Source organism: Agromyces sp. ISL-38 (assembly GCF_018613935.1).
Classification (GTDB): Bacteria; Actinomycetota; Actinomycetes; order Actinomycetales; family Microbacteriaceae; genus Agromyces.
On the sequence record NZ_JAGGPF010000009.1, the window covers coordinates 335,422 to 356,636 of the forward strand.

Sequence of the window (21,215 nt, forward strand, 5' to 3'; positions counted from 1 at the left end):
CGTGCCGAAGTTCGGCAGTGTGCCCTAAAGTAACGACCATCATGGTTGCAAATAGTCGGGGACAGTCGAACAACTTCGAGTTCGCATTCCCAGGCTTCGAGTTCGACTCGCCGCTCGCTGCGGCCGTCGTCGAGCTCGAACGACTGCGCGGCGAGATCGGCGTCGGCACTACACCGGTTCAGGTCTTCAGCGAACTGCACGGGCTGTTTCAGTTCCTCTCGAGCATGATCTCAGCGCGCATCGAGGGCAACCGCACGACGATCCTCGATGCGATCGCGGGGGCGCAGGCTGCCGAGACCGAACCCGACCGTGTCGGTGAGACGGTTCGCGAGATCCTGAACCTCAACGAGGTGATGGAGTTCATCGACGAGGCCGACAAGGCCCGTCCGATCACGCATGCATTCGTGCGCGAGTTGCATCGGCGAGCGGTCGACGGGCTCATCCGCGAGGGAGACCCGAGGCCGGGCGCCTATCGCAATCGCGATGTCGCAATCCAGGGCGCATCGCACCGACCACCGCTCGCGCAGGCGGTCCAGGGCGAAATGGACCGCTTCCTAGAGTTCGTGAACCGACCGGTGCAGACGCATCAGCAATTGCTGCACGTCGCCATTGCCCACCACCGATTCCTCTGGGTCCATCCCTTCCAGAACGGAAACGGGCGCGTATCGCGGCTGCTCAGCTATGCCATGCTCGGACGGCACGGATTCGTGAGCCCGATCGGGCTTCGCGCCGTCAACCCCACGGCCGTATTCGGGGTGTCGCGCGCCGAGTACTACGACGCTCTCGCCGCAGCCGACGACCTCGGCGACGCCGGCACGATCGCCTGGTGCGAGTTCTTCATCAGCGGGCTCCTGACCGACCTGCGCCGACTCCACCGGCTGCAGGACATGGACTTCGTGCGAGCGGAGCTCGTCGCGCCGGCGCTCGACCGGTTCGTGCGCTCCGGCGGTATCAGCGCCCGGGAACGTGAGGTGCTGCTCTTCGCGTTCGATCACGAGATGGTCAAGGCTGGCCAACTGGAGCACCTGATCCCGGGCAGCCCATCGATCCGAAGCCATGCACTGCGGCCGCTGCTCGATCGCGGCCTGCTCAAACCAGCCTATGTCGGTGGCCGGTCGTACTTTGTTTCGTTCGGCCCGAATGAGCTGAGCCCCTTCCTGATCCGCGAACTCGACCGGGCAGGGTTCCTGCCTCCGCTCCTGAAGGATCCAGAATGACGAACTTCGACTTCGTGCAGACCGAATGGCCCGAGATCGCCGCTGAAGCGCGCCGCGCCGAGTTCTACGTCAACGGCGACCCGCGCTCGTCGCTCTTTTACGCTCGCCGCACCGTCGAACTCTCGGTGCTCTGGCTCTATCGAGCGGATGCCGCGCTGCGCGAGCCGTACAAGGACGACCTCGCGAGTCGACTGCATGAGCCGACGTTCAAGCGCCTCGTCTCCCCCGCCGTGCTCGCGAAGATGAACCTCATCAGGAAGCGCGGCAACGACGCCGTGCACAAGACCTACGCGATCGCACCCGGTGACAGCCTGCCGATCATCCGTGAACTGTTCCACGTCCTGATCTGGTTCGCGACGCACTATGCGACGGATGCCGCGAGCCGTCCCGCGCCCGGGCGCCCATTCGATGCGGCATCCCTGCCGAAACCGCAGCCGGGCATCATCGCGAAGACGAAGGCGCAGCTTGCGGCGGCGCTCGCCGAGAACGAGCAGAAGGATGCCGCCCTCGCGGAGATGGAGCGCGAGAGCGACGAACTGCATGCCGAGATCGAGGCTCTTCGCGCTGAGGTCGCCGCAGCAAAGGCGCAGAACGCGCTCGTGCCCGACACGCACGACTACGACGAAGAGGCCACGCGCGACCGCTTCATCGACGTGCTCCTCCGCGAAGCGGGCTGGAACCCGTCCGACCCGCACACGACCGAGGTGGCCGTCACCGGTCTCGTCGGCAGTCCGAGCGGCGCGGGAGCCGTCGACTACGTGCTCTGGGGCGACGATGGCAAGCCGCTCGGCCTTGTCGAGGCGAAGCGCACGAAGCGCGACGCGCGCGTCGGCCAGCAGCAGGCGAAGCTCTATGCCGACGCGCTCGAGCTGCAGTACGGGCAGCGCCCGGTGATCTTCACGTCGAACGGCTATGAACAGTGGATCTGGGACGACCTGCGCTATCCGCCGCGCGAGGTGCAGGGTTTCTACACGAAAGACGAACTGGCGCTGCTCGTGCAGCGGCGGCACTCGCGGCATCCGCTCGCCTCGCTCGCGATCAATGAGGAAATCGCTTCGCGCACCTATCAGCACCAGGCGATTCGTGCCGTCGCCGAGGCGTACGAGCACGACCACGAGCGGCGGTCGCTGCTGATCATGGCGACCGGCAGCGGCAAGACCCGCACGGTGATCGCGCTCGTCGATCTGCTAGCTCGGGCGAACTGGGTCAAGCGCGTGCTGTTCCTCGCCGACCGCGTCGCGCTCGTGAATCAGGCGACGAACGCGTTCAAGCAGCAGCTCCCAGATCTGCCGCCGGTGAACCTTGTCACCGAGAAGGCTAGGGATGCCCGCGTCTACGTCTCGACGTATCCCACCATGATGGGGCTCATCGACCAAGGTGACGAGCTGCGCCGGTTCGGCCCCGGGTACTTCGACCTCATCGTCATCGACGAGGCCCATCGCTCGGTGTATCAGAAATACGGCGCGATCTTCGAGTACTTCGACGCGCTCGTCGTCGGCCTCACGGCGACGCCGAAAGACGAGGTCGACCACAACACCTACCGGCTCTTCAACCTCGAAGACGGCGTGCCCACGTACTCGTACGACCTGGGGACGGCGATCGACGACGGATACCTCGTGCCGCCAGTCGCGAGGTCGATCACGTCGAAGTTCCTGCGCAGCGGCATCCGCTACGACGATCTCTCCGAAGACCAGAAGGAGCAGTGGGACCTGCTCGAGTGGGAGGACGGGCTCGTGCCCGATCGCGTCGAGGCGGAGGAGATCAACAAGTGGCTGTTCAACGAGGACACGGTCGACAAGGTGCTCGAGGTGCTCATGACCGAGGGCCGCACCGTTGCCGGCGGTGACCGGCTCGGCAAGACGATCGTCTTCGCGAAGAACAACGACCACGCGCAGTTCATCGCCGAGCGATTCGACGCGAACTACCCCGAGTACGCCGGGCACTTCACACGCGTGATCACTTACCGGGTCGAGCGCGCGCAGACCCTCATCGACGACTTCTCGCAGGCTGAGAAGTCGCCGCACATCGCCATCTCGGTCGACATGCTCGACACCGGCATCGACGTGCCCGAGGTCGTCAACCTCGTGTTCTTCAAGGCCGTCTACTCGAAGTCGAAGTACTGGCAAATGCTCGGACGCGGCACCCGCCTGCGCCCCGACCTCTATGGCTCCGGCGACGACAAGCTCGACTTCGTCGTCTTCGACGTGGGCGGCAACATCGAGTTCTTCAACCAGCAGCTGCCCGAACTGCAGACGTCGAACACGCGATCCCTTCACTCGCGGCTCTTCACGACACGGCTCGACCTCCTGCGGGCCATCGACCGAGCGGATGCCGCAGGCGACGCCTCCGACGCCGACCGCGAAGTGCGCACGTCCCTTGCCGAGCGCCTGCAGGCCGTCGTCGCCGGCATGAATGAGCAGAACTTCCTTGTTCGCCGGTACCGGCGCCTCGTCGAGCACTTCGGGTCGGGCGACGCCTGGCAGGCGCGCACCGACGAGCTGTCGGATGCCGCGGCGCTCGCCGATCTCCCATCGGCCGCGCTCACCGCCGAGAATGACGAGCGCGCTAAACGGTTCGACCTGCTCGTGCTGCGAGCGCAGCTCGGCGTCGTCGCAGCGGACCCGGGGTTCGCGGCGGCGCGCGACCGCATCCGCGCAATTGCGGCCGCTCTCGGCGAGCAGCGCGGCATTCCCGTCGTCACGGAGCACCTCGAGCTGATCGATGCCGTCGCCGGGGTCGACTGGTGGCAGGATGTCACGCTGCCCCTGCTCGAGCTGATGCGCACGCGCCTACGCCCGCTCGTGCGACTGATCGAGCTCACCCCGCGCTCCCCGATGTTCACCGACTTCGAAGACGAACTCGAGATGCCGGATGGCGCCTCGATCACGATTGTGACTCCGGGCGTCGACCGCACCCGCTTCCGCGACAAGCTCTTCGCGTACCTGCGCCGGCATGAGACCCACCTCGTGCTGCGCAAGCTCCGCACTGGCAAGCAGCTCACGGAAACCGACCTCGACGAGCTGCAACGCCTGCTTGTCGAGAGCGGCGAGCTCGAGGCATCCGACCTCGATGCCGCCGTGGCGGAAGCCGACGACCTCGGACTCTTCGTGCGCTCGATCGTGGGGCTCGAACGGTCGGCCGCGCAGGAGGCTCTCTCGGTGTTCGTCGCCGATCGCAACCTCACCTCGAGGCAGATCTCGTTCGTCGACCTGATCGTCACCGAGCTCAGTCGCACTGGGTCCGTGCCGATCCGAGTGCTGTACGATCCGCCGTTCGACGCGATCGCGCCGACAGGGCCCGAAGACGTCTTCACCGAGGCGGAAATCATCGAGTTGGAGCAGGTGCTCGATGCGGTGGCGGCGACCGCCCGGCCAGTGCGGACGGCATGATGAACTCGGAGAAGTACTTGACCTTGGATCTAGTACGGGCCCTGGGGACCGGGCTCGCTCATCTCGACAAATTCATCGCCCGGGAGCGGCACTCGACCATTCCGGTGAACCACATCGAAGAGTACTTCGCGTTGGGCCGGTGGGCTCGCGATCTGCGCGAGGCACGTCGATCGCTACCCCCGAGCGTCGTGGAGGAGCTGCAGGCTAGGCCCGAGTGGTCGTGGAAGCCAAGGTCCCGTCAGAAGCGTCAGGACTATGTCGATCGGTACGATGACGGGTTGCTTGCGTTGCTGGGCTACGTCGAGATTCACGGGACGGCCAACGTTTCCCAGGGAACCATGCACGATGGCGTGAACCTCGGCCGATGGGTTAAGAATCGCAGAGACCAGTTCCTTTGGGGACAGCTGACCGGCGAACAGATCTCCCAGCTCGAGTCGCTGCCCGAATGGACTTGGAATGCCCAGGACGCTCGTTTCGAGAAGGGCGTCGACTTAATGATCGTGTACGCACTCCGTCACGGCACAACCGCTATCTCACAGACCCATAGGGAAGGCGAATTTCCCCTTGGGCGCTGGGTCTACACGCGTCGCCGGGAGTACGCACAGGGAACGCTTCGGGAAGACCGCATCCTCAGACTTCAGTCGATTCCCGGCTGGAATTGGTGAGCGAGCCGAGCGGTCGGGCCGACAGGCTGAGGTCATCTCTCGCGCCGGCCGTAAATGCGTCAACCGCGGCACGTGCCACCTCCCGCAGTCGCGCACGTTCGGCCTCGTCCTTTCCCTTGTCATTCGCGCCTGCGTAGTCGAGTGTGCCCGCGCGCACCGCCTCACCGAGCGCGATCATCTCGTTTGGAGCAAGCATTTCGATGACATATTGTGCGGTCGACAGTTCCGTCTTGATCTCTTCCGCGGTCCAGCCGCCGACAGAGTCGCCCCGAGCGAGGTATCGCAACTTCCTCGCCGCCGTGAGGAGCTGAGCGTACGCGGCCGTCCGCTCATCTCGCGCAGCTTTCCGTGCACTGTGAACGCGAGCCTGCTTGGTGTCTCTCGATGCGATGACACTACCGGCGAGGGCCGCTGCCCCGCCGATCAGGGCGCCAATCAGACCAGCAGCGAGAGAAATCCATCCGTCCATGCGAAACCTCCAAGCTTGGATCTATCCAGATCGATATCCGGATCCTGCTCGGGCCACCACGATCGAGGCTGGCATCGGCTCACCGGCATACTACGGTCTCACGTATGATCCACCCCCGTACCGCGATGACCGGCGGCACCGGATTCGTCGGACGGCACCTGGCCGAATGGCTCGGGCCAGAGGCATCCGTCGTCATCTCGCCCGCACCGGCATCGACACCGGCGACTCGACGTACTGACGCGAGCGTTCGAGGGGTGCGAGGTCGTCGCGCACTGCGCGCTGAGGCCGCGGCGCGGGTTCACGGCCGACCAGATCCGCAGCGCGCCGCCCGAGCCCGGCGGGTTCGCGCGGCGCGACCTGCGGGTCAGCGGAGACGCCTGACTCGCTCAGGTCGACACGGATCGACGGTCTACCCCGAAGCGGGCGAACGATATATCGTTATATATCGTCGAGACCCAGCCAGGGCCCGGTTCAGGGAGGTCATCATGAGCGATTCGTACATGGGCGGCGGCTCCGCCGGTTCCTCGAGTGGGTGGGGGCAAGGCCGCCCCGGACCGGGGCTGTGGGAGGTCATGGATCAACTTCGCGGCATGTTCGAGCAGAAGGTCGCGCCGCGCATGGGCCGCGGCGACGTGCGCGCGGCGGTGCTCGCGCTCCTCGCCGAGCGGCCGATGCATGGCTACCAGATCATCAGCGAGATCGCCGAGCGCAGCGGCGGCACCTGGAAGCCGAGCGCTGGCTCGGTGTATCCAACCCTGCAGCTGCTCGCCGACGAGGGGCTCATCAGCGCAGAGGAGTCGGACGGCCGCAAGACCTACTCGCTGACGGAAGCGGGGCGGGCCGAGGCCGAGGCATCCGCTGATCGTCCCGCGCCGTGGCAGACCTCGAGCGCACGCGACTTCGGCGCTGTCGGGGCGCTCCCGAAGGCCGGCATCGAGCTCGCACAGGCTGCGGCGCAGATCGGGCGCTCGGGCACTCCCGAGCAGGTCAAGCAGGCGGTCGACGTGCTCGACGAGGCGCGTCGTCGTCTCTACTCGATCCTCGCTCAGGACTGACCTCGGTGCCCTCGACACGTCGGAGTCCAGAAGCGTGGACGCCCGATGTCGGCAACACCCGCGCCCGCTACCGGCGGATCCTGCGGTTCGCCGCGCGACACATCGTCCAGATCTGGTGGTTCGAGCTCGTCCTTCCTCGCTTCGGCCTCGCGAAGGTTGCGGCGCGCGGGCGAGCCGCGCGGCTGACCCGCATCGCCCAGCGCTTCCACGTGCTCGCGGTCGACCTCGGCGGCCTCATGATCAAGGTCGGCCAATACCTTTCGTCGCGACTCGACGTGCTGCCGCCTGAGATCACGCACGAGCTCGCTGGGCTCCAAGACGAAGTGCCGCCCGTGCCGTTCGACGCGATCAGGCGCCTCGCCGAGGCCGAGCTGGGGGTTTCGCTCGAGCGCGCGTACGCGTCGTTCGACCCGACACCGCTGGCCGCGGCATCCCTCGGTCAAGCGCACCGCGCCCGGCTCTCGCCGATCGACGCCGCCGACACGGGGCTCGACGAAGCCGTCGTCAAGGTGCAGCGACCGGGCATCGAGACGATCGTCGACGTCGACCTGGCGGCGCTGCGCCGGGTCGCCGGCTGGCTCAGCCGCGTGAGATTCGTCTCGAGCCGCGTCGACCTCCCCTCGCTCGTCGAGGAGTTCGCCGTCACAAGCCTCCAAGAGATCGACTACCTGCAGGAAGCGGGCAACGCCGACCGGTTCGCTGCGAGCTTCGCCGACGACCCGCGGGTCGCCGCGCCCGAAGTCGTCTGGGAGCGCACGACGCGCCGCGTGCTGACGCTCGCCGACGTGACGGCGATCAAGATCAACGACCGTGAGTCCTTGGTGGCGGCGGGCATCGACCCGAAGGCAGTCGCGAAGCAGTTCGCAGCCATCATGTTCGACCAGCTCTTCCGTGACGGCTTCTTCCACGCCGACCCGCACCCCGGCAACATCTTCATCACGCCAGTCGAGCGGGTGACGGATGCCGCGTCGCCGGGTTCGAGGGCGACGGATGCCGCGTCCCCCGACTGGCGGCTCACCTTCATCGACTTCGGCATGATGGGCGAAGTGCCCGACTCGCTGCGGCGCGGCCTGCAGCAAGTCATACTCGCGGTCGCCGCGCGTGACGGGAAGCGCCTGGTCGACAGCATCCGTGGTGTCGGCATCCTGCTGCCGTCGGCCGACACGGAGGAACTCGAGCGAGCGATGGCCGAGTTGTTCGCGCGTTTCGGGGGCATGGGCCTCGCCGAGCTGCAGAAGGTCGACCAGCGGGAGCTGCGCAGCTTCGCGATCGAGTTCGGCGAGGTGATGCGGGCGCTGCCGTTCCAACTGCCCGAGAACTTCCTGCTCATCGTCCGGGCGATGTCGCTGACCTCGGGCATGTGCAGCTCGCTCGACCCCGACTTCAACATGTGGGACGCCGTCGAGCCCTACGCCGCGCAACTCCTGCGCGACGAACGCGGCAACATCGTGCAGGCGCTCGGGCAGGAGGCGCTGTCCTTCGCAGGCACGATCGCGCGGCTGCCGAAGCGCCTCGATGCGCTCGCGGACCGCATCGAGGAAGGGCGCCTCGTCGCGAACGCTCCGCGACTCGAGCAGCGGATGGCGAGGCTCGAGCGCTCGGCCCGGCGGATCACCTCGGCGGTCCTGTTCGTCGGCCTGTTCATCGGCGGCATCCTGCTCCGCGTCGACGAGCCGGTGTGGGGCGGCGCGCTGATCGCGGTGTCGGTGATCCCGCTCCTGCACGCCCTGTTCGCCGGGGTGTTCGGCCGGCGCGGGCCGGGGTGATCGGGCGGTTGAGCGTACTCGACATTACGAAAACGTAGTGACATATCTTGACTACGAAAACGTAGTCATCTACTGTGAGTACGAATTCGTAGTGAATGGAGCGCTCATGAGTTACCGCGGCCGCGTCCCTAACGCCGAGACCCTCGGCCTCATGCTGCAGCAGGGCCGACTTGCCCGCGGGCTGAGCCAGCGGCAACTCGCGGCCGAACTCGGGCTGACGCAGCGCTGGGTCTCCGAAATGGAGGCGGGCAAGCCGGGCAAGCTCACCGAGCGTTTGTTCGCGATGCTCGACGGGACCGGCGTGCGGCTGTACGCCGAACTCGACCCGCCGAAGGATCAGCGCGAGGAGCCCGGCGATGCCTGAGCTCGCCGTCGAGCTGTACGGGCAGGAGGTCGGCCGCTTGGTCGGCGCCGACTGGCGACGGTTCGACTTCGAGACATCCGCCAGCGCGATCGAACGGTTCGGGCTGGGCAGCACACTGCTGTCGACGTCGGTGCCGTTAGTGCCGTTCGGGAACCGCTCGCACGTCGCACGGCGCCGCAACTTCTTCGCCGAACTCCTCCCCGAGGGCGATCTGCTCACCGACCTCGCCGCGCAGGCGCGCCTGCCCGAGTACGACGTGCTCGGTCTGCTCGCCCACTATGGCCGCGACGTCGCCGGCGCCCTGCAGGTCTACGATCCTGCGGCACCCGGCGAGCCGCGCACCCCGTTCATCACTCCGATCGATCGAGCCGAGATCGGCCGGCTCCTCCGGAATCCGGCCGCACTCCCCCTCGGCAACGACCTGACCACCGGCAAGACCTCCCTCAACGGCGTGCAACCCAAGGTCGTGCTCGCGCGAATCGACGACGCATGGCATCGCGTGCACGACGGATACCCCTCGACGCACATCCTCAAGCCCGAGGTCGCCCGGTACCCGACGATGATCTTCGATGAGGCGTACGGCGCCCGCATCGCTCGCGCGCTCGACCTCATCGAGTACGACACGTGGATCGAGGAGTTCGGCGACATCCGCGCGCTCGTCATCGAACGGTACGACCGGTCAACGGACGCCCCGACCGGGCGGGTGCACCAGGAGGACATGTGCCAGGCGCTCGGCGTGCCGCGCACGCAGAAGTACCAGGAGCAGGGCGGCGCGGCGACGCTCGACCGCATCCACTCGCTCGTCCGCTCGCACGCGGGCGCCGCCTCGGTCGAGCAGCTCGCCCGGATGGTGGTGCTCGCCGTCGCGATCGGCAACGTCGACCTGCACGCGAAGAACCTCGCGCTGCTGCATCCGTTCGACGCACCCTCGACGCTCGCGCCCGCCTACGACACCGTGCCGCTGCGGCACCAGCCGAACGACGGGCGGATGGCGTTCGCCGTTAACGCCGTCTACCGGCACGCCGACATCACCGTCGACGACCTCGAGGCGCAGCTCGGGTCGTGGTCGGGCGCCGCCGGCGCGTTGGTACGGCCGACACTGGAGCAGATCGCCGAGGTGGTTGAGGCGGAAGCGCCGCATCCGTCGGCGCACAGCGGGCTCCGCCACGAGCTCAGTGCATTCGTGTCGAATCTGCTCGGTGGTGCGTCGATCGGATCACCGGCGACACGGTAACACAGGGGCGATGGCCGAGCTGTTCGCGCGTTTCGGGGGGATGGGCCTCGCCGAGGTGCGGCAAATCGACCAGCGCGAACTGCGCAGCTTCGCGATCGAGTTCGGCGAGGTGATGCGGTCGCTGCCATTCCAACTGCCAGAGAACTTTCTGCTCATCATCCGGGGCGATGTCGCTGACATCAGGCATGTGCAGCTCGCTCGACCCCGACTTCAACATGTGGGACGCCGTCGAGCCCTACGCCGCGCAACTCCTGCGCGACGAGCGCGGCAACATCGTGCAGGCGCTCGGGCAGGAGGCGCTGTCGTTCGCAGGCACGGTCGCGCGGCTTCTGCACGCCCTGTTCGCCGGGGGTTCGGGCGGCGTGGGCCGGGGTGATCGGACGGTGCAGTGCTACGCGAGCGGATGCATCCGTGCTCCCTGGCATTCCGCTACGCGGCGCCGCACCGTGGGCACCGGGGTCACGCCTCAGGCGACGGCGCGATCCGGCGCGAGCACCGCGTTCGCCTCGGCGAAGGCGTCGAGCAGCCGCACCGTGTCCGCCATCTGCTCGTTCCACACCGCCCGAACGATGTCGATCCGGTCGTCGTCGTCCTGCAGCGCGGCGAGGTACCGCTCGACACCTGCGAACCCGCCGTCCGCGGCCTCGTGCAGCGCGATTATCCGGATCGCTGACTTCGTCTGCACCCCGTACACCGGGATCTGCGGACCGCGCGGCGCGGCCAGCCCGATGAAGTACAGCTTCTCCAGCCCCTTCGGCACGATCCCGCCCGCGTAGCGCAGCGGCACCCCGCCACGACGCTCGACGAGCGAGGCCTCCATGAACGGCAGGCTCGCGTGGAACCCAGTCGCCCACAGGATGGTGTCGTACTCGCGCGCCGTGCCATCAGAGAAGTGCACGGTGCGGCCCTCGAACCGGGTGATACCCGGCACGATGCGCACCCGGCCGTGCTGCACCCAGTACAGCAGCAGGTCGTTCACGACCGTGCGGCCCTCGGCGAGGGTGCGGTACTTCGGCTCGGGCATGCCCGGGTAGTTGTGCCACTCCCCGATCGAGACCCGCGCGAGCAGGCGCGCGATGAGGTCCTGCTCGTCGGGCGAGAACTGCCCCATCCACGGCACCTCCTGCCGCGGCACGCCGAAGTACGCCTTCGGCTGGAAGTAGGTGCCCTCGCGAATCACGATGTCGACCTCGAGACGGTGCTGCGCGGCATCCACCGCCAGGTCGCACCCCGAGTTGCCCGCACCCACAACGAGCACTCGCGTGCCGGAGATGTCGCCCGTGTTGCGGTACGAACCCGAGTGGATCTGCGTCCCCATGAACTCGCCCGGCACCGTCGGCACCTTCTGGTCCCACAGGTGCCCGTTGGCCACGAGCACCCCGTCGTACTCGACGCGCTCACCCGTGTGGAGCGTGACGGTCCAGCCCGCCGAGCCGACCGGGCCGTCGGTCGCGATCGGCTCGACCGAGGTCACGGCCGTATTGAAGCGGATGACGTCGTAGTGCCCGTGCGCCCGCGCGTAGGACTCGAGGTACTCCCGCACCTGGTCGCGTCGCGGGAAGGGCGGGTAGTCGGCCGGCATCGGGAAGCCCTCGAAGCCGGTCGTGTCGCGCGAGGTGATGAGGTGCAGCGCGTCGTAGTCAGTGTGCCAGTGGCCGCCGACGCGATCGGTCTTCTCGTAGCAGTCGACGTCGTAGCCGGCATGCCGCAGCTGCTGCAGCGCGGAGATGCCGGCTGCGCCGGCGCCGATCACGCAATAACGGGTCATGGGTGGCTCCTTCTTGAAAGGCGGCCGGGTCGATCCGGTCGCGGGGTTGGGTTGAGGTCGGGGCGCAACGGAGGTCGCTGCGCGGGCGGTCGGCGACGAGGCATCCGTCACACCGCCCCGCGCGCGAGTCGGTGCTCGACCCACACCGACAGCCATGTGGCGGGCACCGCGATCGCGGCGAAGATGAGGCCCGTGATCGTGTAGACCGCGAGGTACTGGAAGGTGATCGTCGACACCTGATACGCCTGGCTCATCAGCTCGTTGACCGAGATCGAGTAGGCGAGCGACGTGGCCTGGAACGACATGATCGCGAGGCCCATCAATGCCGGGATCGACGACCGCAGGCCCTGCGGGAGCACGATGCGAACGAACGAGGTCGTGCGCGAGAGCCCGAGCGCCGACGCCGCCTCGCGCTGCACGGCCGGCACCGACTGGATGCCCCCGCGGATCATCTCCGACGAATACGCCGCTGCCGTGAATGTCAGACCGATGACCGCCGCCCAGAAATTCTCGAACAGCACGCCGAGCGCGGGAAGACCGAAGTAGACGATGTAGAGCACGACCAGGGCGGGGATGCCGCGGCCGATCTCGACGACAACGAGCGCGGGCCACTTCAGCCAGGGCCGCCGCGACGAGACGCCGAGCGCGAAGGCGAGCCCGATGACGTAGCCGAACACGACCGAGAGCGCGGTCAACTGGAGGCTGACGAGAAGGCCCTGGCCGAGCCGGGGCAGGTACTCGGTGAGATCCATCAGTGGGTCCTCCTCAGCCGGGTGTCGAGGCGCCGGGCCGTGACGGCCACGGGAACGCTGATGATGAGGTAGACGGCGGCCGCGATGAAGAACGGCACGATGCCGGCCGTCGCGGGGTTCTGCCGGGCGAACATCGTCGCGTTGAACACCATGTCGGCGACGCCGATCGTGGAGGCGATCGACGAGTCCTTCAGCAGCGACAGCAGGTAGGTGGCGATCGAGGGCAGCGCCGTGCGCAGGGCCTGCGGTGCGAGGACGCGGCCGAACGTCACCGTTCGACCGAGGCCGAGCGCGCTGGCAGCCTCCGACTGCCCACGCGGCACGGTCGCGAACCCACCCCGGTAGATCTCGGCGAGGTACGCACTCGAGATGATCCCGAGCCCCCACACCGCAGCGGTCAGCGAGTCGAACCGGAACGCGCCGATCGAGACGCCGAAGTAGAGGAGGAACAGCCACACGATGGGCGGCACCCCGCGGATGAGGTCGACGACGAACCGGCACGCGAGCCGCACCGCGCGGATCCGCGAGCGGAGCCCGATCATGAGCGGGATCCCGCCGACGAGGCCGATCGCGAACGCGAGCGCGGTCACGAGCAGCGTCATCGGCAGGCCGAGCAGCACGACGAGGAGCGCGTCGCCCATCTCAGCGCTCCAGGACCGCGCTGAGGAACCGCCGCGTGCGCTCTTCGCGGGGGTTCGCCATGATCTGCGCCGGGTCGCCCTCCTCGATGATGTGACCCTCGGCCATCACGACGAGGTGGTCGGAGACATCCCGCGCGAACTGCATCTCGTGGGTGACGACGATCATCGTCATGCCCGCGTCGGCGAGCTCACGCATCACGGCGAGCACCTCGACGCCGACCTCCGGGTCGAGGGCGCTCGTCGGCTCGTCGAACAGCATGACGCGCGGGTTGAGCGCGAGCGCGCGCACGATCGCGATGCGCTGCTGCTGACCGCCCGAGCACTTGCCGGGGTGCTGGTCGGCCTTCTCGGCGAGGCCGACGCGCTCGAGGAGCACGCGGGCGCGCGCCTCGGCCTCCTCACGGCTGCGGCCGAGGATCCGCTCCTGCGGGAATGCGATGTTCCGCAGCACCGTGAAGTGCGGGAAGAGGTTGAACGACTGGAAGACCATGCCGACCTGGCGACGGAGGGCGAGCAGGTCACGGTCCTTCACGCGCTCGCCGGCGCGGATGGTCTGCGACCCGACCGTGACGGTGCCGCCGTCGGGTGTCTCGAGCAGGTTCACGCAGCGCAGCAGCGTGCTCTTGCCCGAGCCCGACGGGCCGATCAGCGCGGTGACACTGCCTGGCTTCACGCTCATGGAGATGCCGTCGAGCACGAGGTGGTCTCCGAACCGCTTGGACAGGTCGGAGATCTCGACGCCGGCGATCGCGAGCTCGTTCGCCTCGGTGATGAGTGGGACGTTCACGGATGGCTCCTCAGGCGGCTGGGACTGGGCTTGGGGCCGGATGGTGGCTGGGGCCGGGCGCCGGCCGGTCGGGGCCGGCGCCCGGAAGGGGATCAGAACTCGGTCGACGACTGGTCGGCGGGAACGAGCAGGTCGGCCGGCAGGTCGTAGTCGGCGAGCAGGTCGGCGAGCGTTCCGTCTTCGCGATACTCGTCGATCAGGGCGCTGATCGCGGCGGTGAGCTCGGTGTTCTCCTTCGCGATCGGGAACGCGATTCGCGGCATCTCGGTGGTGATCGCGACGCGGTCGTCGACCTCGGCAGGCTCGACCTTGAAATCGGTGTCGGCGTAGGCGGCGACCGCCACTGCATAGCCGTCGAGCGCGGCCTGGATGCGGCCGTTCAGCAGGTCCTGCTTCATCTCGATGGTGCCGGGGTAGGTCTTGAACTGGTCGCCGAGGATGGCGCTGACGTCGGCCTCCCACGAGAACCCGGCGCCGCTGCCGACCGCGCCGATCGTCTCGAGCTCCTCGACGGTCGAGGCGCCGTCGGCCGAGATGATGCCCATCGTGTCGTAGAAGGTCGCGGTGGTGAACCCGACCTGCTCGGCGCGGGCCTCGGTGACGTACCATCCGCCGCTGATCAGGTCGGTCTTCTTCTGCTCGCTGATCATCGGGATGCCGTTGGCGTAGGTGATCGGCACGAACGCGATGCCCAGGCACTCGGCCTCGGCGACCTTCTTGATGACGTCGATCTCGAGGCCGGATGCATCCGTACCCTCGGTTTGCGTGTAGGGGAGGTTCTCGGGCACGCCGACCGTGAGCACGCCCTCGGTGTAGGTCGTGAGGCCGTCGTGGGCGGGGGTGCAGTCCTCGGCGACGGCCGACCCGGAGGCGGACGACGTGGCACAGCCGGCGAGGGCGATGGAGGCGAGCCCGAGGGCGGTCGCGGCGGAGAGGGCGCGGATGGTGGTGCGAGTGGCGGTGCGAGTGGCGGTCATGGAATGACTCCTTCGGTGGGGGAACGGGTTGATCGGTTGTGCGTTGCGGTGCGGGATCAGACGGCGGTCAGGCCGCCGTCGATGGTGACGACCGAGCCGGTGACGAACGACGACGCCGGTGAGAGCAGGTAGGCGATGAGCGGCGAGATCTCCTCGGCCTGGGCGCGACGGCCGAGCGGCGTAGCGCTGCTCGTGCCGCCGGCCGGCTCGTCGTCGTTCATGGGCGTGGCGACGCCGCCGGGGGTGATGGCGTTGACGCGCACGGTCGGGGCGAGTTCCACAGCGGCCACGCGGGTGAGCGCGAGCACCGCGGCCTTCGATGCGGAGTAGGCGGCGTAGCCGGCGGAGCCGACGAGGGCCGCGGTCGACGAGACGTTGACGATGGCCCCGCCGCCCGACGCCGCCATGAGGGGCGCGAGTGCGCGGATGCCGAGGAACGTCCCGTGCACGTTGACGCGCTCGTGCAGCGTCCACGCGTCGACCGTGGTGTCGGCGATCGAGGCGTGACGCAGGATGCCGGCGTTGTTCACGAGGCCGCGCAGCGGAATGCCCTCGGCGGCGATCCGGTCGGCGAGCCCGGCCCACGCGCGCTCGTCGGCGACGTCGAGCGCGTGGAAGACGGCGTCGACGCCCGAGGCGCGGAGGACCGCCGCGGTGCGCTCGCCCTCGTCGGCGAGCACGTCGGTGAGGATGACGCGAGTGCCGGGGCGTCCGAGATGCGCCGCGTGCGCGGCGCCTTGGCCGCGTGCACCGCCCGTCACGACGACGACGGAGGTCGACGGGGTCATCAGCGCATCACGTCCCCGCCGGAGAGCACGACCGTCTCCCCCGTCATGAATCCGGCCTGCGAGCTCGTGAGCAACCGTACCCATTCGGCGATCTCGCCGGGCTGGGCGACCCGGCGGAGCGGGATCGACGCGGCCGCGGCATCCATTCGGCCCGTCGCGGCGTTGCCGGGGGTGGCGACCCAGCCGGGCGCGATGCCGTTGACCCGGATGCCGGCGGGCGCGAGCTCGAGCGCGAGGGACTTGGTGAGCATCACCACGGCGGCCTTCGAGGCGCCGTAGAGCAGCTGGCCCGGCGAGACCGTGAAGGCGTCGACCGAGGCGAAGTTCACGATGGCCGAGCCGGCGCCCATGCGCGGCCGTGCGGCAGCGGAGACGTTGAGGACACCGAGGACGTTGATGTCGAAGATGCGGCGGAAGGACGCCTCGTCGTAGGTGTCGAGCGTTGTGGGCGGGTACACGCCGGCAATGTTCGCGACCGCGTCGATCGCGGCGCCGGCCGGGAGCACGGCGTCGATCGCCGCCGTGACAGCGTCGCGGTCGCGCACATCGGCGACCGCGGCGAGGAACGTGCCCGCAGTTCCATCGGTGTCGGCGGCCAGCGCCGGCTGGGCTTCGACGACGTCGAGGCCGACCACGGTCCAGCCGTGGCGGAGGAAGACCTCGGCGGTCGCGAGTCCCATTCCCGATGCGGCGCCCGTGACGATGACGGTGCCCGTGGTGTCCTGCATGTTCGACGGTTCCTAACGTTCGTGGTGTTGGAAATCCAGTGCACCAGCCGAGGATTCACAGGACAATGCTTATTCCGCGATGCTAGACATAGGTAGAACCTTGATCAGAAGGGCATTTCATGGTGCTTCCGACCATCCGGCAGCTCGAATACTTCATCACCGCAGCTCGCATCGGCACGTTCGCCGGCGCGGCTGCGGAGCACCATATTGCGCAGCCGAGCCTCTCGGAGCAGATCTCCGTGCTCGAGCGGTCGCTCGAGGTGCCGCTGTTCACGCGAACGTCGCGTCGGCTGCTGCTGACGGATGCCGGCAAGCAGTTGCTTCCCCTCGCCGAGCAGACCGTGACCGACATGCGGGAGTTCGCGGAGTGGAGCCGACGCGTCCGATCGATCGAGGAGGGAACCGTCTCGTTCGGCACGTTCAACAGCGCGCACCTCTACCTGTTGACCGACCTGATCAGGGACTTCCACACGCTCCACCCGAGTGTGCGGATCCAGGTCGTCGGACTCAACTCGTCGGAGGTCGCCGACGGGGTGCGCGAGGGCCGGCTCGAGGCCGGGCTCGTGCAACTGCCCGTCGACGACCGCGAACTCGAGGTCACGCCATCCGTCTTCACCGACCAGGTGGTGTACGTCTCGAAGCGTCCTGAGCACACCCAGGCGCCGGTCGACATCCGCACCCTCGCGACGCGGCCCCTCATTCTGTCAGAGGCCCGCTGGTCGCATGACGACCCGCTGCGCGTCTCGCTGCTCGAGCGTGCCCAGCGGGAGGGGATCACCCTCGAGCCGATCGTAGAGGTCGAGTTCCAGACCCACGCGCTCGAGCTCGCCGCCGAGGGCGTCGGCGACTCGCTCGTGTCGTACCACGTTGGCCGCTCACTCATCGCCGCGCGCGGCATGACTTGGGCGCCGCTCGACCCGCCCATCGAGGAGCACTACGCGTTCGTCACCCGCCGCGGCGGAGCGATCTCGCCGGCGACCGGGCAGTTCATGCGCCTCGCGCACCGGATCCTGCGGCGGATCGCAGGGGCATGATCCGACCGGAGCGAGGCTGTCGAACGTGACCGTCGCGCCGGCATCCGCTCGTCACGATGCGTCACGCCGCATCCGTAGACTCGCCCCATGACCCCACCCCGCACCGCGATCACCGGCGGCACCGGCTTCGTCGGACGCCACCTGGCCGCACGGCTCGGCCCTGAGGCATCCGTCGTCATCTCGCGACGCACCGGGGTCGACACCAGCGACGTCGACGCGCTGACGCGAGCATTCGAGGAGTGCGAGGTCGTCTACGGCCGCGGCGATCACCTCATTGATCACCTGGGCCGCACCGTGCAGACACTTCCCGTGTTCGCGACGGTCGGCTTCCGCGAGAAGCCCATCCGGCCCATCCCGATCGACGACCTCACCGACATCCTCGAGGCCGCGGTCAATGGTCGGATGCCGCGTGAGACCGTCGCCGTCGTCGGCGCCGAGCAATTGCTGCTGTCGAAGGCCGTGCGGCGCGTGGCATCCGTCGTCGGCCGTCGCGTGGTCGTGGTGCCGTGGCCGGTGTGGGCGCAGTACGCGCTCGCGCAGGTGACCGAGTGGACCATGACCGTACCGCTCGTCGCGAAGGCGCAGGTGCGGATGCTCGCCGAGGGCGTGACGGATGCCGCGCCGCCCGCGGCATCCGTGCCCGATGATCTGAAGCCGCGGCGCATGTTCACGGCTGAGCAGATCCGCAGCACCCTGCCCGAACCGGGCGGGTTCGGATGGCGGGACCTGCGGGTCAGCGGCGAAGGTCAGCCAAGGCGCTGAACTCGTTGCCAACACCCGTTCGGCCTTCGACCGGAGAGCTACACGAGCGGATGCATCCGTTCTCGAACCCAATCGGCAACGCCTCCCAGCTCGACGTCTCCTGACGCGACCGATCGAAGAAACCGGTCAGCCCCATCGACATCGTCGACCAACAGATCGACGCCATTGAGCTCGAGAAACGCTGCCGTCACGATCCACGCCAGGCGCTTGTTGCCGTCGGCGAGCGCGTGATTGCGCATGACCGCCAAGAGGAGCACCGCCGCCTTCTCATCGAGCGTCGGATGCACGTCTTCGCCGAAGACCGGCATCGGTGCGGCGAGCGCCGAGAGCAGCAGGTTGCGACCTCGTGCGCCGTCCTTGTAATGGAAGCCCTCCTCATCGAGGAGGGCTTCCACGTCTTCCGGGTCGAGAAACTCTGTCACCGGGCGAGGCGGTCGAGGAGGTCGGCATCGCGGGCACGAACACGCTCGAACGCGGCCCGAGTGCGAGCCGACTTGTCGGCGCGAGCCGCGAGTTCGTCGAGGGCGATCTCGACGACCTCGGTCTTCGAGCGCCCGAACTTCGCAGCGAGAGCCGCGAGCAGGCGGTCGTGCTCCTCGTCGAGGCGCAGGGTCATCGCCATGGCAGCTCCTTTCGTCGAAGCTCATTCTACCGCGGAGGTATCAAGTTGATACCTCACGCGAACGGGTCAGCGGCCTACGCCCAGCCGAGTTCTCGAAGCCGGGCATCGTCGAGCCCGAAGTAGTGACCGATCTCGTGCACGAGTGTGATGTGGACCCGCGACCGCAGCGCGTCGAGGTCGGCGCTGTGCTCCTGCATGTTGTTCTTGAACAGCGTGATGCGGTCGGGAAGCTCGCCGTACCCGTACACCCCGCGCGTTTTCAGCGGACGCCCGCTGTACAACCCGAAGAGCCGCGGGCGCTCCCCCGGCGGCTGGTTCGCGATGAGGATCGCGACATTCTCGATGCCCCGCACCATGTCGTCGGAAAGCGCGTCGAACTCCTCTGCGACCAACCGCTCGAAGTCGTCATCGGAGATCTCGACCATGTCCCAATTGTGCCCGCTCCCGGGGAGGTCGCCGCCGCAGCACCCTCTCGCCCGCCACCGCGAGCATGTGCCGACCGCACTTCGACTGCGACGTCTGCTGCATTTTCACCGAGCTCCGACGTGCCCTACCCTCAATCATGAGTCGGACTCAGTTCAGACACGCGTCGGCCGTCCTCGTCGGAGCACTCATCGCAGCGCTCGCCGGCTGCGCTTCCCCCGCACCTCCTCCGGAGGCATCGCCGAGCGTCCCCGCGTGCCCGAATCCGCATGGAGGCAGCTGCCTCGGTCCGTTGGACCCTGGCACCTATACGACGCAGCGGTTCACCCCCGGTATCACCTACGAGGTCCCTGAAGGCTGGGCCAACTTCGAAGACCTCCCCGGCAACTTCCTACTCGTGCCGCCCACCGGAAGCCTTGAAGGGGTGGACGCCGGCACGAGCGATTACATCGGGATCTATACGTCGATTGCGGCCCTGGAGCTCAGTTGCACGGCCGCGCTGGCGGGCACCGGACGCACACCGGATGAGATCGCCGCGCGGCTGGCCGCCGAGCCGGCTCTCGTAGTGTCCGACGGCGGAGCGGTGGAAGTGGGCGGCCTCGACGGTCGCGTGCTGGACCTGACCCTCGCGGCCGGCGGCGGCCTCAACTGTGACGGTCGCGAGGACTTCCGGATCGTTCCGTTGTTCATCGGCCAGCCACCCTCGGAGCTCGAGCACGCCATGATTCCCGGACTGACCATGCGGCTCTACCTGCTGGCCTATGGCGATGGCACGTTGGCCATCGAGGTCGACGACGCCGAGGGCGGTGCGAACCTCTCGGAGTACTCCGAGATCGCGGACTCGATTCGCTTCGCAGACTGAAGCCCGCTACGAGGCGGTCATGCCTGACCGCTCGCTCGTTTGCGTGCCCCAGCGAGCCCGTGCCGACATCGGGCTCAGTCGACGAGCGCCCCGGCCGACAGGTTCGCGATCGCTCCGGTGATGGAGCGTGCGCGATCGGATGCCACGAACGCGAGGTACTCCGCAACCTCGCCCAGCACCGGGAGCCGGCCGAGCAGTGTCATGCCCACCAAGCCGGTGAGCCACTGCTCCATCGGGACCCCACTTGCGTCGGCGATGCGGCCGAACATCTCGCCCGTGTACGAGGTGGCGAGGGCATCCGACATCGCGTGCGGACGCACGCAGACCACCCGCACGCCGTCGGGCCCGAGCTCGCCGGCGAGCGCGCGTGAGAACCCCTCGAGCGCGGCAGATTGCGCCGCGTTGCCGATGAGCCCGCGACCGGTGAGCCGCGCACCGGGCGTCGAGATCGTGAGGATCACGCCACTCCCCTGCGCGATCATGTGCCGCGACACGGCCTTCGCGGTCACGAAGTTCGTCTGCAGGTACCCGACCACGGGGTGCAGGTAGTCCTCGAGCGACGTCTCGGCGATCGGCAGGCCCTGCACGTGGTCGAAACCCACCGTGTTCAGGGCGATGTCGATGCGGCCGGCGGCATCCGCCACTTCATCGACGTGCCGGTCGACCGCGGCCTGGTCCATCGCGTCGACGACGGCGATCGCGACATCCGCCCCCTCGGCTCTGGCAACGGATGCCGCGGCCTCGAGCCGCGGCAGGCTCCTCCCCGCGAGGAACAGCCGTGCGCCCTCGCGGGCGAACACTCGTGCCGCCGCCCCTCCGATCGAACCGCCACCGCCATGGATCACGGCCACCTTGTTCTCCAGCAGCATCACGCCGCCTCCATTTCTCACTCGTCGGTTATTGCAACCTTAT

The 21,215-nt window shown here is 68.0% G+C and carries 22 protein-coding genes and 1 pseudogene; 11 read left to right on the forward strand and 12 right to left on the reverse strand.

Annotated elements, in window-relative coordinates; translation table 11 throughout:
- Positions 1-41: 41 nt before the first annotated feature.
- The 3 genes from J7E25_RS09005 to J7E25_RS09015 are packed head-to-tail and all read left to right on the forward strand — an operon-like array spanning position 42 to position 5,271.
- Positions 42-1,217, forward strand: coding sequence for a Fic family protein (locus J7E25_RS09005; protein ID WP_214869791.1), 1,176 nt, complete (start codon positions 42-44; stop codon positions 1,215-1,217).
- Positions 1,214-4,606, forward strand: coding sequence for a DEAD/DEAH box helicase family protein (locus J7E25_RS09010; protein WP_214869792.1), 3,393 nt, complete (start codon positions 1,214-1,216; stop codon positions 4,604-4,606). Before J7E25_RS09005 ends, J7E25_RS09010 begins: the two co-directional genes overlap by 4 nt.
- A complete protein-coding gene (locus tag J7E25_RS09015) occupies positions 4,603-5,271 on the forward strand; it encodes a helicase associated domain-containing protein (RefSeq protein WP_214869793.1) in 669 nt (222 codons plus the stop codon). The genes J7E25_RS09010 and J7E25_RS09015 overlap by 4 nt, the downstream gene beginning before the upstream one ends.
- Here J7E25_RS09015 and J7E25_RS09020 read toward each other — a convergent pair.
- Positions 5,237-5,740: a hypothetical protein gene (locus J7E25_RS09020; protein ID WP_214869794.1), complete on the reverse strand. Its 504-nt coding sequence runs from the start codon at positions 5,738-5,740 to the stop codon at positions 5,237-5,239. The two genes, J7E25_RS09015 and J7E25_RS09020, sit on opposite strands and share 35 nt — an antisense overlap.
- A 485-nt stretch (positions 5,741-6,225) precedes the next feature.
- Here J7E25_RS09020 and J7E25_RS09025 point away from each other — a divergent pair, with 485 nt between their 5' ends.
- From J7E25_RS09025 to J7E25_RS17860, 5 genes and pseudogenes are all read left to right on the forward strand, one after another.
- A complete protein-coding gene (locus tag J7E25_RS09025; RefSeq protein ID WP_214869795.1) occupies positions 6,226-6,795 on the forward strand; it encodes a PadR family transcriptional regulator in 570 nt (189 codons plus the stop codon).
- 5 nt (positions 6,796-6,800) lie between these two features.
- Complete coding sequence (locus J7E25_RS09030) at positions 6,801-8,561, forward strand: AarF/ABC1/UbiB kinase family protein (protein ID WP_214869796.1); 1,761 nt, start codon at positions 6,801-6,803, stop codon at positions 8,559-8,561.
- A 151-nt stretch (positions 8,562-8,712) separates the two neighbouring features.
- On the forward strand, positions 8,713-8,925 hold the full coding sequence (locus J7E25_RS09035) for a helix-turn-helix domain-containing protein (RefSeq protein WP_215009079.1): 213 nt from the start codon (positions 8,713-8,715) through the stop codon (positions 8,923-8,925).
- Positions 8,918-10,159: a HipA domain-containing protein gene (locus J7E25_RS09040; RefSeq protein ID WP_214869797.1), complete on the forward strand. Its 1,242-nt coding sequence runs from the start codon at positions 8,918-8,920 to the stop codon at positions 10,157-10,159. The genes J7E25_RS09035 and J7E25_RS09040 overlap by 8 nt, the downstream gene beginning before the upstream one ends.
- A 7-nt stretch (positions 10,160-10,166) precedes the next feature.
- Positions 10,167-10,488 (forward strand): annotated as a pseudogene (locus J7E25_RS17860) (AarF/ABC1/UbiB kinase family protein); the annotation flags it as partial.
- Between the two features lie 137 nt (positions 10,489-10,625).
- On the opposite strand, the gene J7E25_RS09050 reads toward J7E25_RS17860, so the two are convergent.
- The 7 genes from J7E25_RS09050 to J7E25_RS09080 all read right to left on the reverse strand — a co-directional run bounded on the left by J7E25_RS09050 (position 10,626) and on the right by J7E25_RS09080 (position 16,600).
- The gene (locus J7E25_RS09050; RefSeq protein ID WP_214869799.1) at positions 10,626-11,927 is read right to left on the reverse strand and encodes an NAD(P)/FAD-dependent oxidoreductase; all 1,302 of its coding nucleotides are present in this window, start codon (positions 11,925-11,927) and stop codon (positions 10,626-10,628) included.
- 107 nt (positions 11,928-12,034) lie between these two features.
- The gene (locus tag J7E25_RS09055; protein WP_214869800.1) at positions 12,035-12,679 is read right to left on the reverse strand and encodes an amino acid ABC transporter permease; all 645 of its coding nucleotides are present in this window, start codon (positions 12,677-12,679) and stop codon (positions 12,035-12,037) included.
- Positions 12,679-13,320: an amino acid ABC transporter permease gene (locus J7E25_RS09060; protein WP_214869801.1), complete on the reverse strand. Its 642-nt coding sequence runs from the start codon at positions 13,318-13,320 to the stop codon at positions 12,679-12,681. Before J7E25_RS09060 ends, J7E25_RS09055 begins: the two co-directional genes overlap by 1 nt.
- Position 13,321: 1 nt before the next feature.
- On the reverse strand, positions 13,322-14,107 hold the full coding sequence (locus tag J7E25_RS09065) for an amino acid ABC transporter ATP-binding protein (RefSeq protein ID WP_308164459.1): 786 nt from the start codon (positions 14,105-14,107) through the stop codon (positions 13,322-13,324).
- Between the two features lie 92 nt (positions 14,108-14,199).
- Positions 14,200-15,084 (reverse strand): ABC transporter substrate-binding protein, encoded by an 885-nt coding sequence (locus J7E25_RS09070; protein ID WP_214869802.1) that lies wholly within the window; start codon positions 15,082-15,084, stop codon positions 14,200-14,202.
- 56 nt (positions 15,085-15,140) lie between these two features.
- A complete protein-coding gene (locus tag J7E25_RS09075) occupies positions 15,141-15,872 on the reverse strand; it encodes an SDR family NAD(P)-dependent oxidoreductase (protein WP_214869803.1) in 732 nt (243 codons plus the stop codon).
- Entirely contained in the window at positions 15,872-16,600 is a 729-nt protein-coding gene (locus J7E25_RS09080) for an SDR family NAD(P)-dependent oxidoreductase (protein WP_214869804.1), read from the reverse strand. The genes J7E25_RS09075 and J7E25_RS09080 overlap by 1 nt, the downstream gene beginning before the upstream one ends.
- 119 nt (positions 16,601-16,719) lie before the next feature.
- On the opposite strand from J7E25_RS09080, the gene J7E25_RS09085 reads away from it, so the two are divergent.
- On the forward strand, positions 16,720-17,634 hold the full coding sequence (locus J7E25_RS09085) for a LysR family transcriptional regulator (protein ID WP_214869805.1): 915 nt from the start codon (positions 16,720-16,722) through the stop codon (positions 17,632-17,634).
- Positions 17,635-17,721: 87 nt separating this feature from the next.
- Positions 17,722-18,396 (forward strand): NAD-dependent epimerase/dehydratase family protein, encoded by a 675-nt coding sequence (locus J7E25_RS09090; protein WP_214869806.1) that lies wholly within the window; start codon positions 17,722-17,724, stop codon positions 18,394-18,396.
- Between the two features lie 38 nt (positions 18,397-18,434).
- Here J7E25_RS09090 and J7E25_RS17865 read toward each other — a convergent pair whose 3' ends face one another.
- The 3 genes from J7E25_RS17865 to J7E25_RS09105 all read right to left on the reverse strand — a co-directional run bounded on the left by J7E25_RS17865 (position 18,435) and on the right by J7E25_RS09105 (position 19,443).
- On the reverse strand, positions 18,435-18,818 hold the full coding sequence (locus tag J7E25_RS17865) for a type II toxin-antitoxin system death-on-curing family toxin (RefSeq protein WP_214869807.1): 384 nt from the start codon (positions 18,816-18,818) through the stop codon (positions 18,435-18,437).
- On the reverse strand, positions 18,815-19,018 hold the full coding sequence (locus tag J7E25_RS09100) for a ribbon-helix-helix protein, CopG family (protein WP_214869808.1): 204 nt from the start codon (positions 19,016-19,018) through the stop codon (positions 18,815-18,817). The genes J7E25_RS17865 and J7E25_RS09100 overlap by 4 nt, the downstream gene beginning before the upstream one ends.
- Positions 19,019-19,092: 74 nt before the next feature.
- The gene (locus J7E25_RS09105; RefSeq protein ID WP_214869809.1) at positions 19,093-19,443 is read right to left on the reverse strand and encodes a metallopeptidase family protein; all 351 of its coding nucleotides are present in this window, start codon (positions 19,441-19,443) and stop codon (positions 19,093-19,095) included.
- Positions 19,444-19,733: 290 nt separating this feature from the next.
- On the opposite strand from J7E25_RS09105, the gene J7E25_RS09110 reads away from it, so the two are divergent.
- A complete protein-coding gene (locus J7E25_RS09110; protein WP_214869810.1) occupies positions 19,734-20,303 on the forward strand; it encodes a hypothetical protein in 570 nt (189 codons plus the stop codon).
- A 74-nt stretch (positions 20,304-20,377) separates the two neighbouring features.
- On the opposite strand, the gene J7E25_RS09115 is transcribed toward J7E25_RS09110, so the two are convergent.
- Positions 20,378-21,172: an SDR family NAD(P)-dependent oxidoreductase gene (locus J7E25_RS09115; RefSeq protein ID WP_215009264.1), complete on the reverse strand. Its 795-nt coding sequence runs from the start codon at positions 21,170-21,172 to the stop codon at positions 20,378-20,380.
- Between the last annotated feature and the right edge of the window lie 43 nt (positions 21,173-21,215).

Excerpts from the sequence above, each read along its gene's own strand:
- J7E25_RS09005 (WP_214869791.1), top strand. The coding sequence starts at position 42 with ATGGTTGCAAATAGTCGGGGACAGTCGAACAACTTCGAGTTCGCATTC.
- J7E25_RS09010 (WP_214869792.1), top strand. The coding sequence starts at position 1,214 with ATGACGAACTTCGACTTCGTGCAGACCGAATGGCCCGAGATCGCCGCT.
- J7E25_RS09015 (WP_214869793.1), top strand. The coding sequence starts at position 4,603 with ATGATGAACTCGGAGAAGTACTTGACCTTGGATCTAGTACGGGCCCTG.
- J7E25_RS09020 (WP_214869794.1), bottom strand. The coding sequence starts at position 5,740 with ATGGACGGATGGATTTCTCTCGCTGCTGGTCTGATTGGCGCCCTGATC.
- J7E25_RS09025 (WP_214869795.1), top strand. The coding sequence starts at position 6,226 with ATGAGCGATTCGTACATGGGCGGCGGCTCCGCCGGTTCCTCGAGTGGG.
- J7E25_RS09035 (WP_215009079.1), top strand. The coding sequence starts at position 8,713 with ATGCTGCAGCAGGGCCGACTTGCCCGCGGGCTGAGCCAGCGGCAACTC.
- J7E25_RS09040 (WP_214869797.1), top strand. The coding sequence starts at position 8,918 with ATGCCTGAGCTCGCCGTCGAGCTGTACGGGCAGGAGGTCGGCCGCTTG.
- J7E25_RS09050 (WP_214869799.1), bottom strand. The coding sequence starts at position 11,927 with ATGACCCGTTATTGCGTGATCGGCGCCGGCGCAGCCGGCATCTCCGCG.
- J7E25_RS09055 (WP_214869800.1), bottom strand. The coding sequence starts at position 12,679 with ATGGATCTCACCGAGTACCTGCCCCGGCTCGGCCAGGGCCTTCTCGTC.
- J7E25_RS09060 (WP_214869801.1), bottom strand. The coding sequence starts at position 13,320 with ATGGGCGACGCGCTCCTCGTCGTGCTGCTCGGCCTGCCGATGACGCTG.
- J7E25_RS09070 (WP_214869802.1), bottom strand. The coding sequence starts at position 15,084 with ATGACCGCCACTCGCACCGCCACTCGCACCACCATCCGCGCCCTCTCC.
- J7E25_RS09075 (WP_214869803.1), bottom strand. The coding sequence starts at position 15,872 with ATGACCCCGTCGACCTCCGTCGTCGTCGTGACGGGCGGTGCACGCGGC.
- J7E25_RS09080 (WP_214869804.1), bottom strand. The coding sequence starts at position 16,600 with ATGCAGGACACCACGGGCACCGTCATCGTCACGGGCGCCGCATCGGGA.
- J7E25_RS09085 (WP_214869805.1), top strand. The coding sequence starts at position 16,720 with ATGGTGCTTCCGACCATCCGGCAGCTCGAATACTTCATCACCGCAGCT.
- J7E25_RS09090 (WP_214869806.1), top strand. The coding sequence starts at position 17,722 with ATGACCCCACCCCGCACCGCGATCACCGGCGGCACCGGCTTCGTCGGA.
- J7E25_RS09100 (WP_214869808.1), bottom strand. The coding sequence starts at position 19,018 with ATGGCGATGACCCTGCGCCTCGACGAGGAGCACGACCGCCTGCTCGCG.
- J7E25_RS09105 (WP_214869809.1), bottom strand. The coding sequence starts at position 19,443 with ATGGTCGAGATCTCCGATGACGACTTCGAGCGGTTGGTCGCAGAGGAG.
- J7E25_RS09115 (WP_215009264.1), bottom strand. The coding sequence starts at position 21,172 with ATGCTGCTGGAGAACAAGGTGGCCGTGATCCATGGCGGTGGCGGTTCG.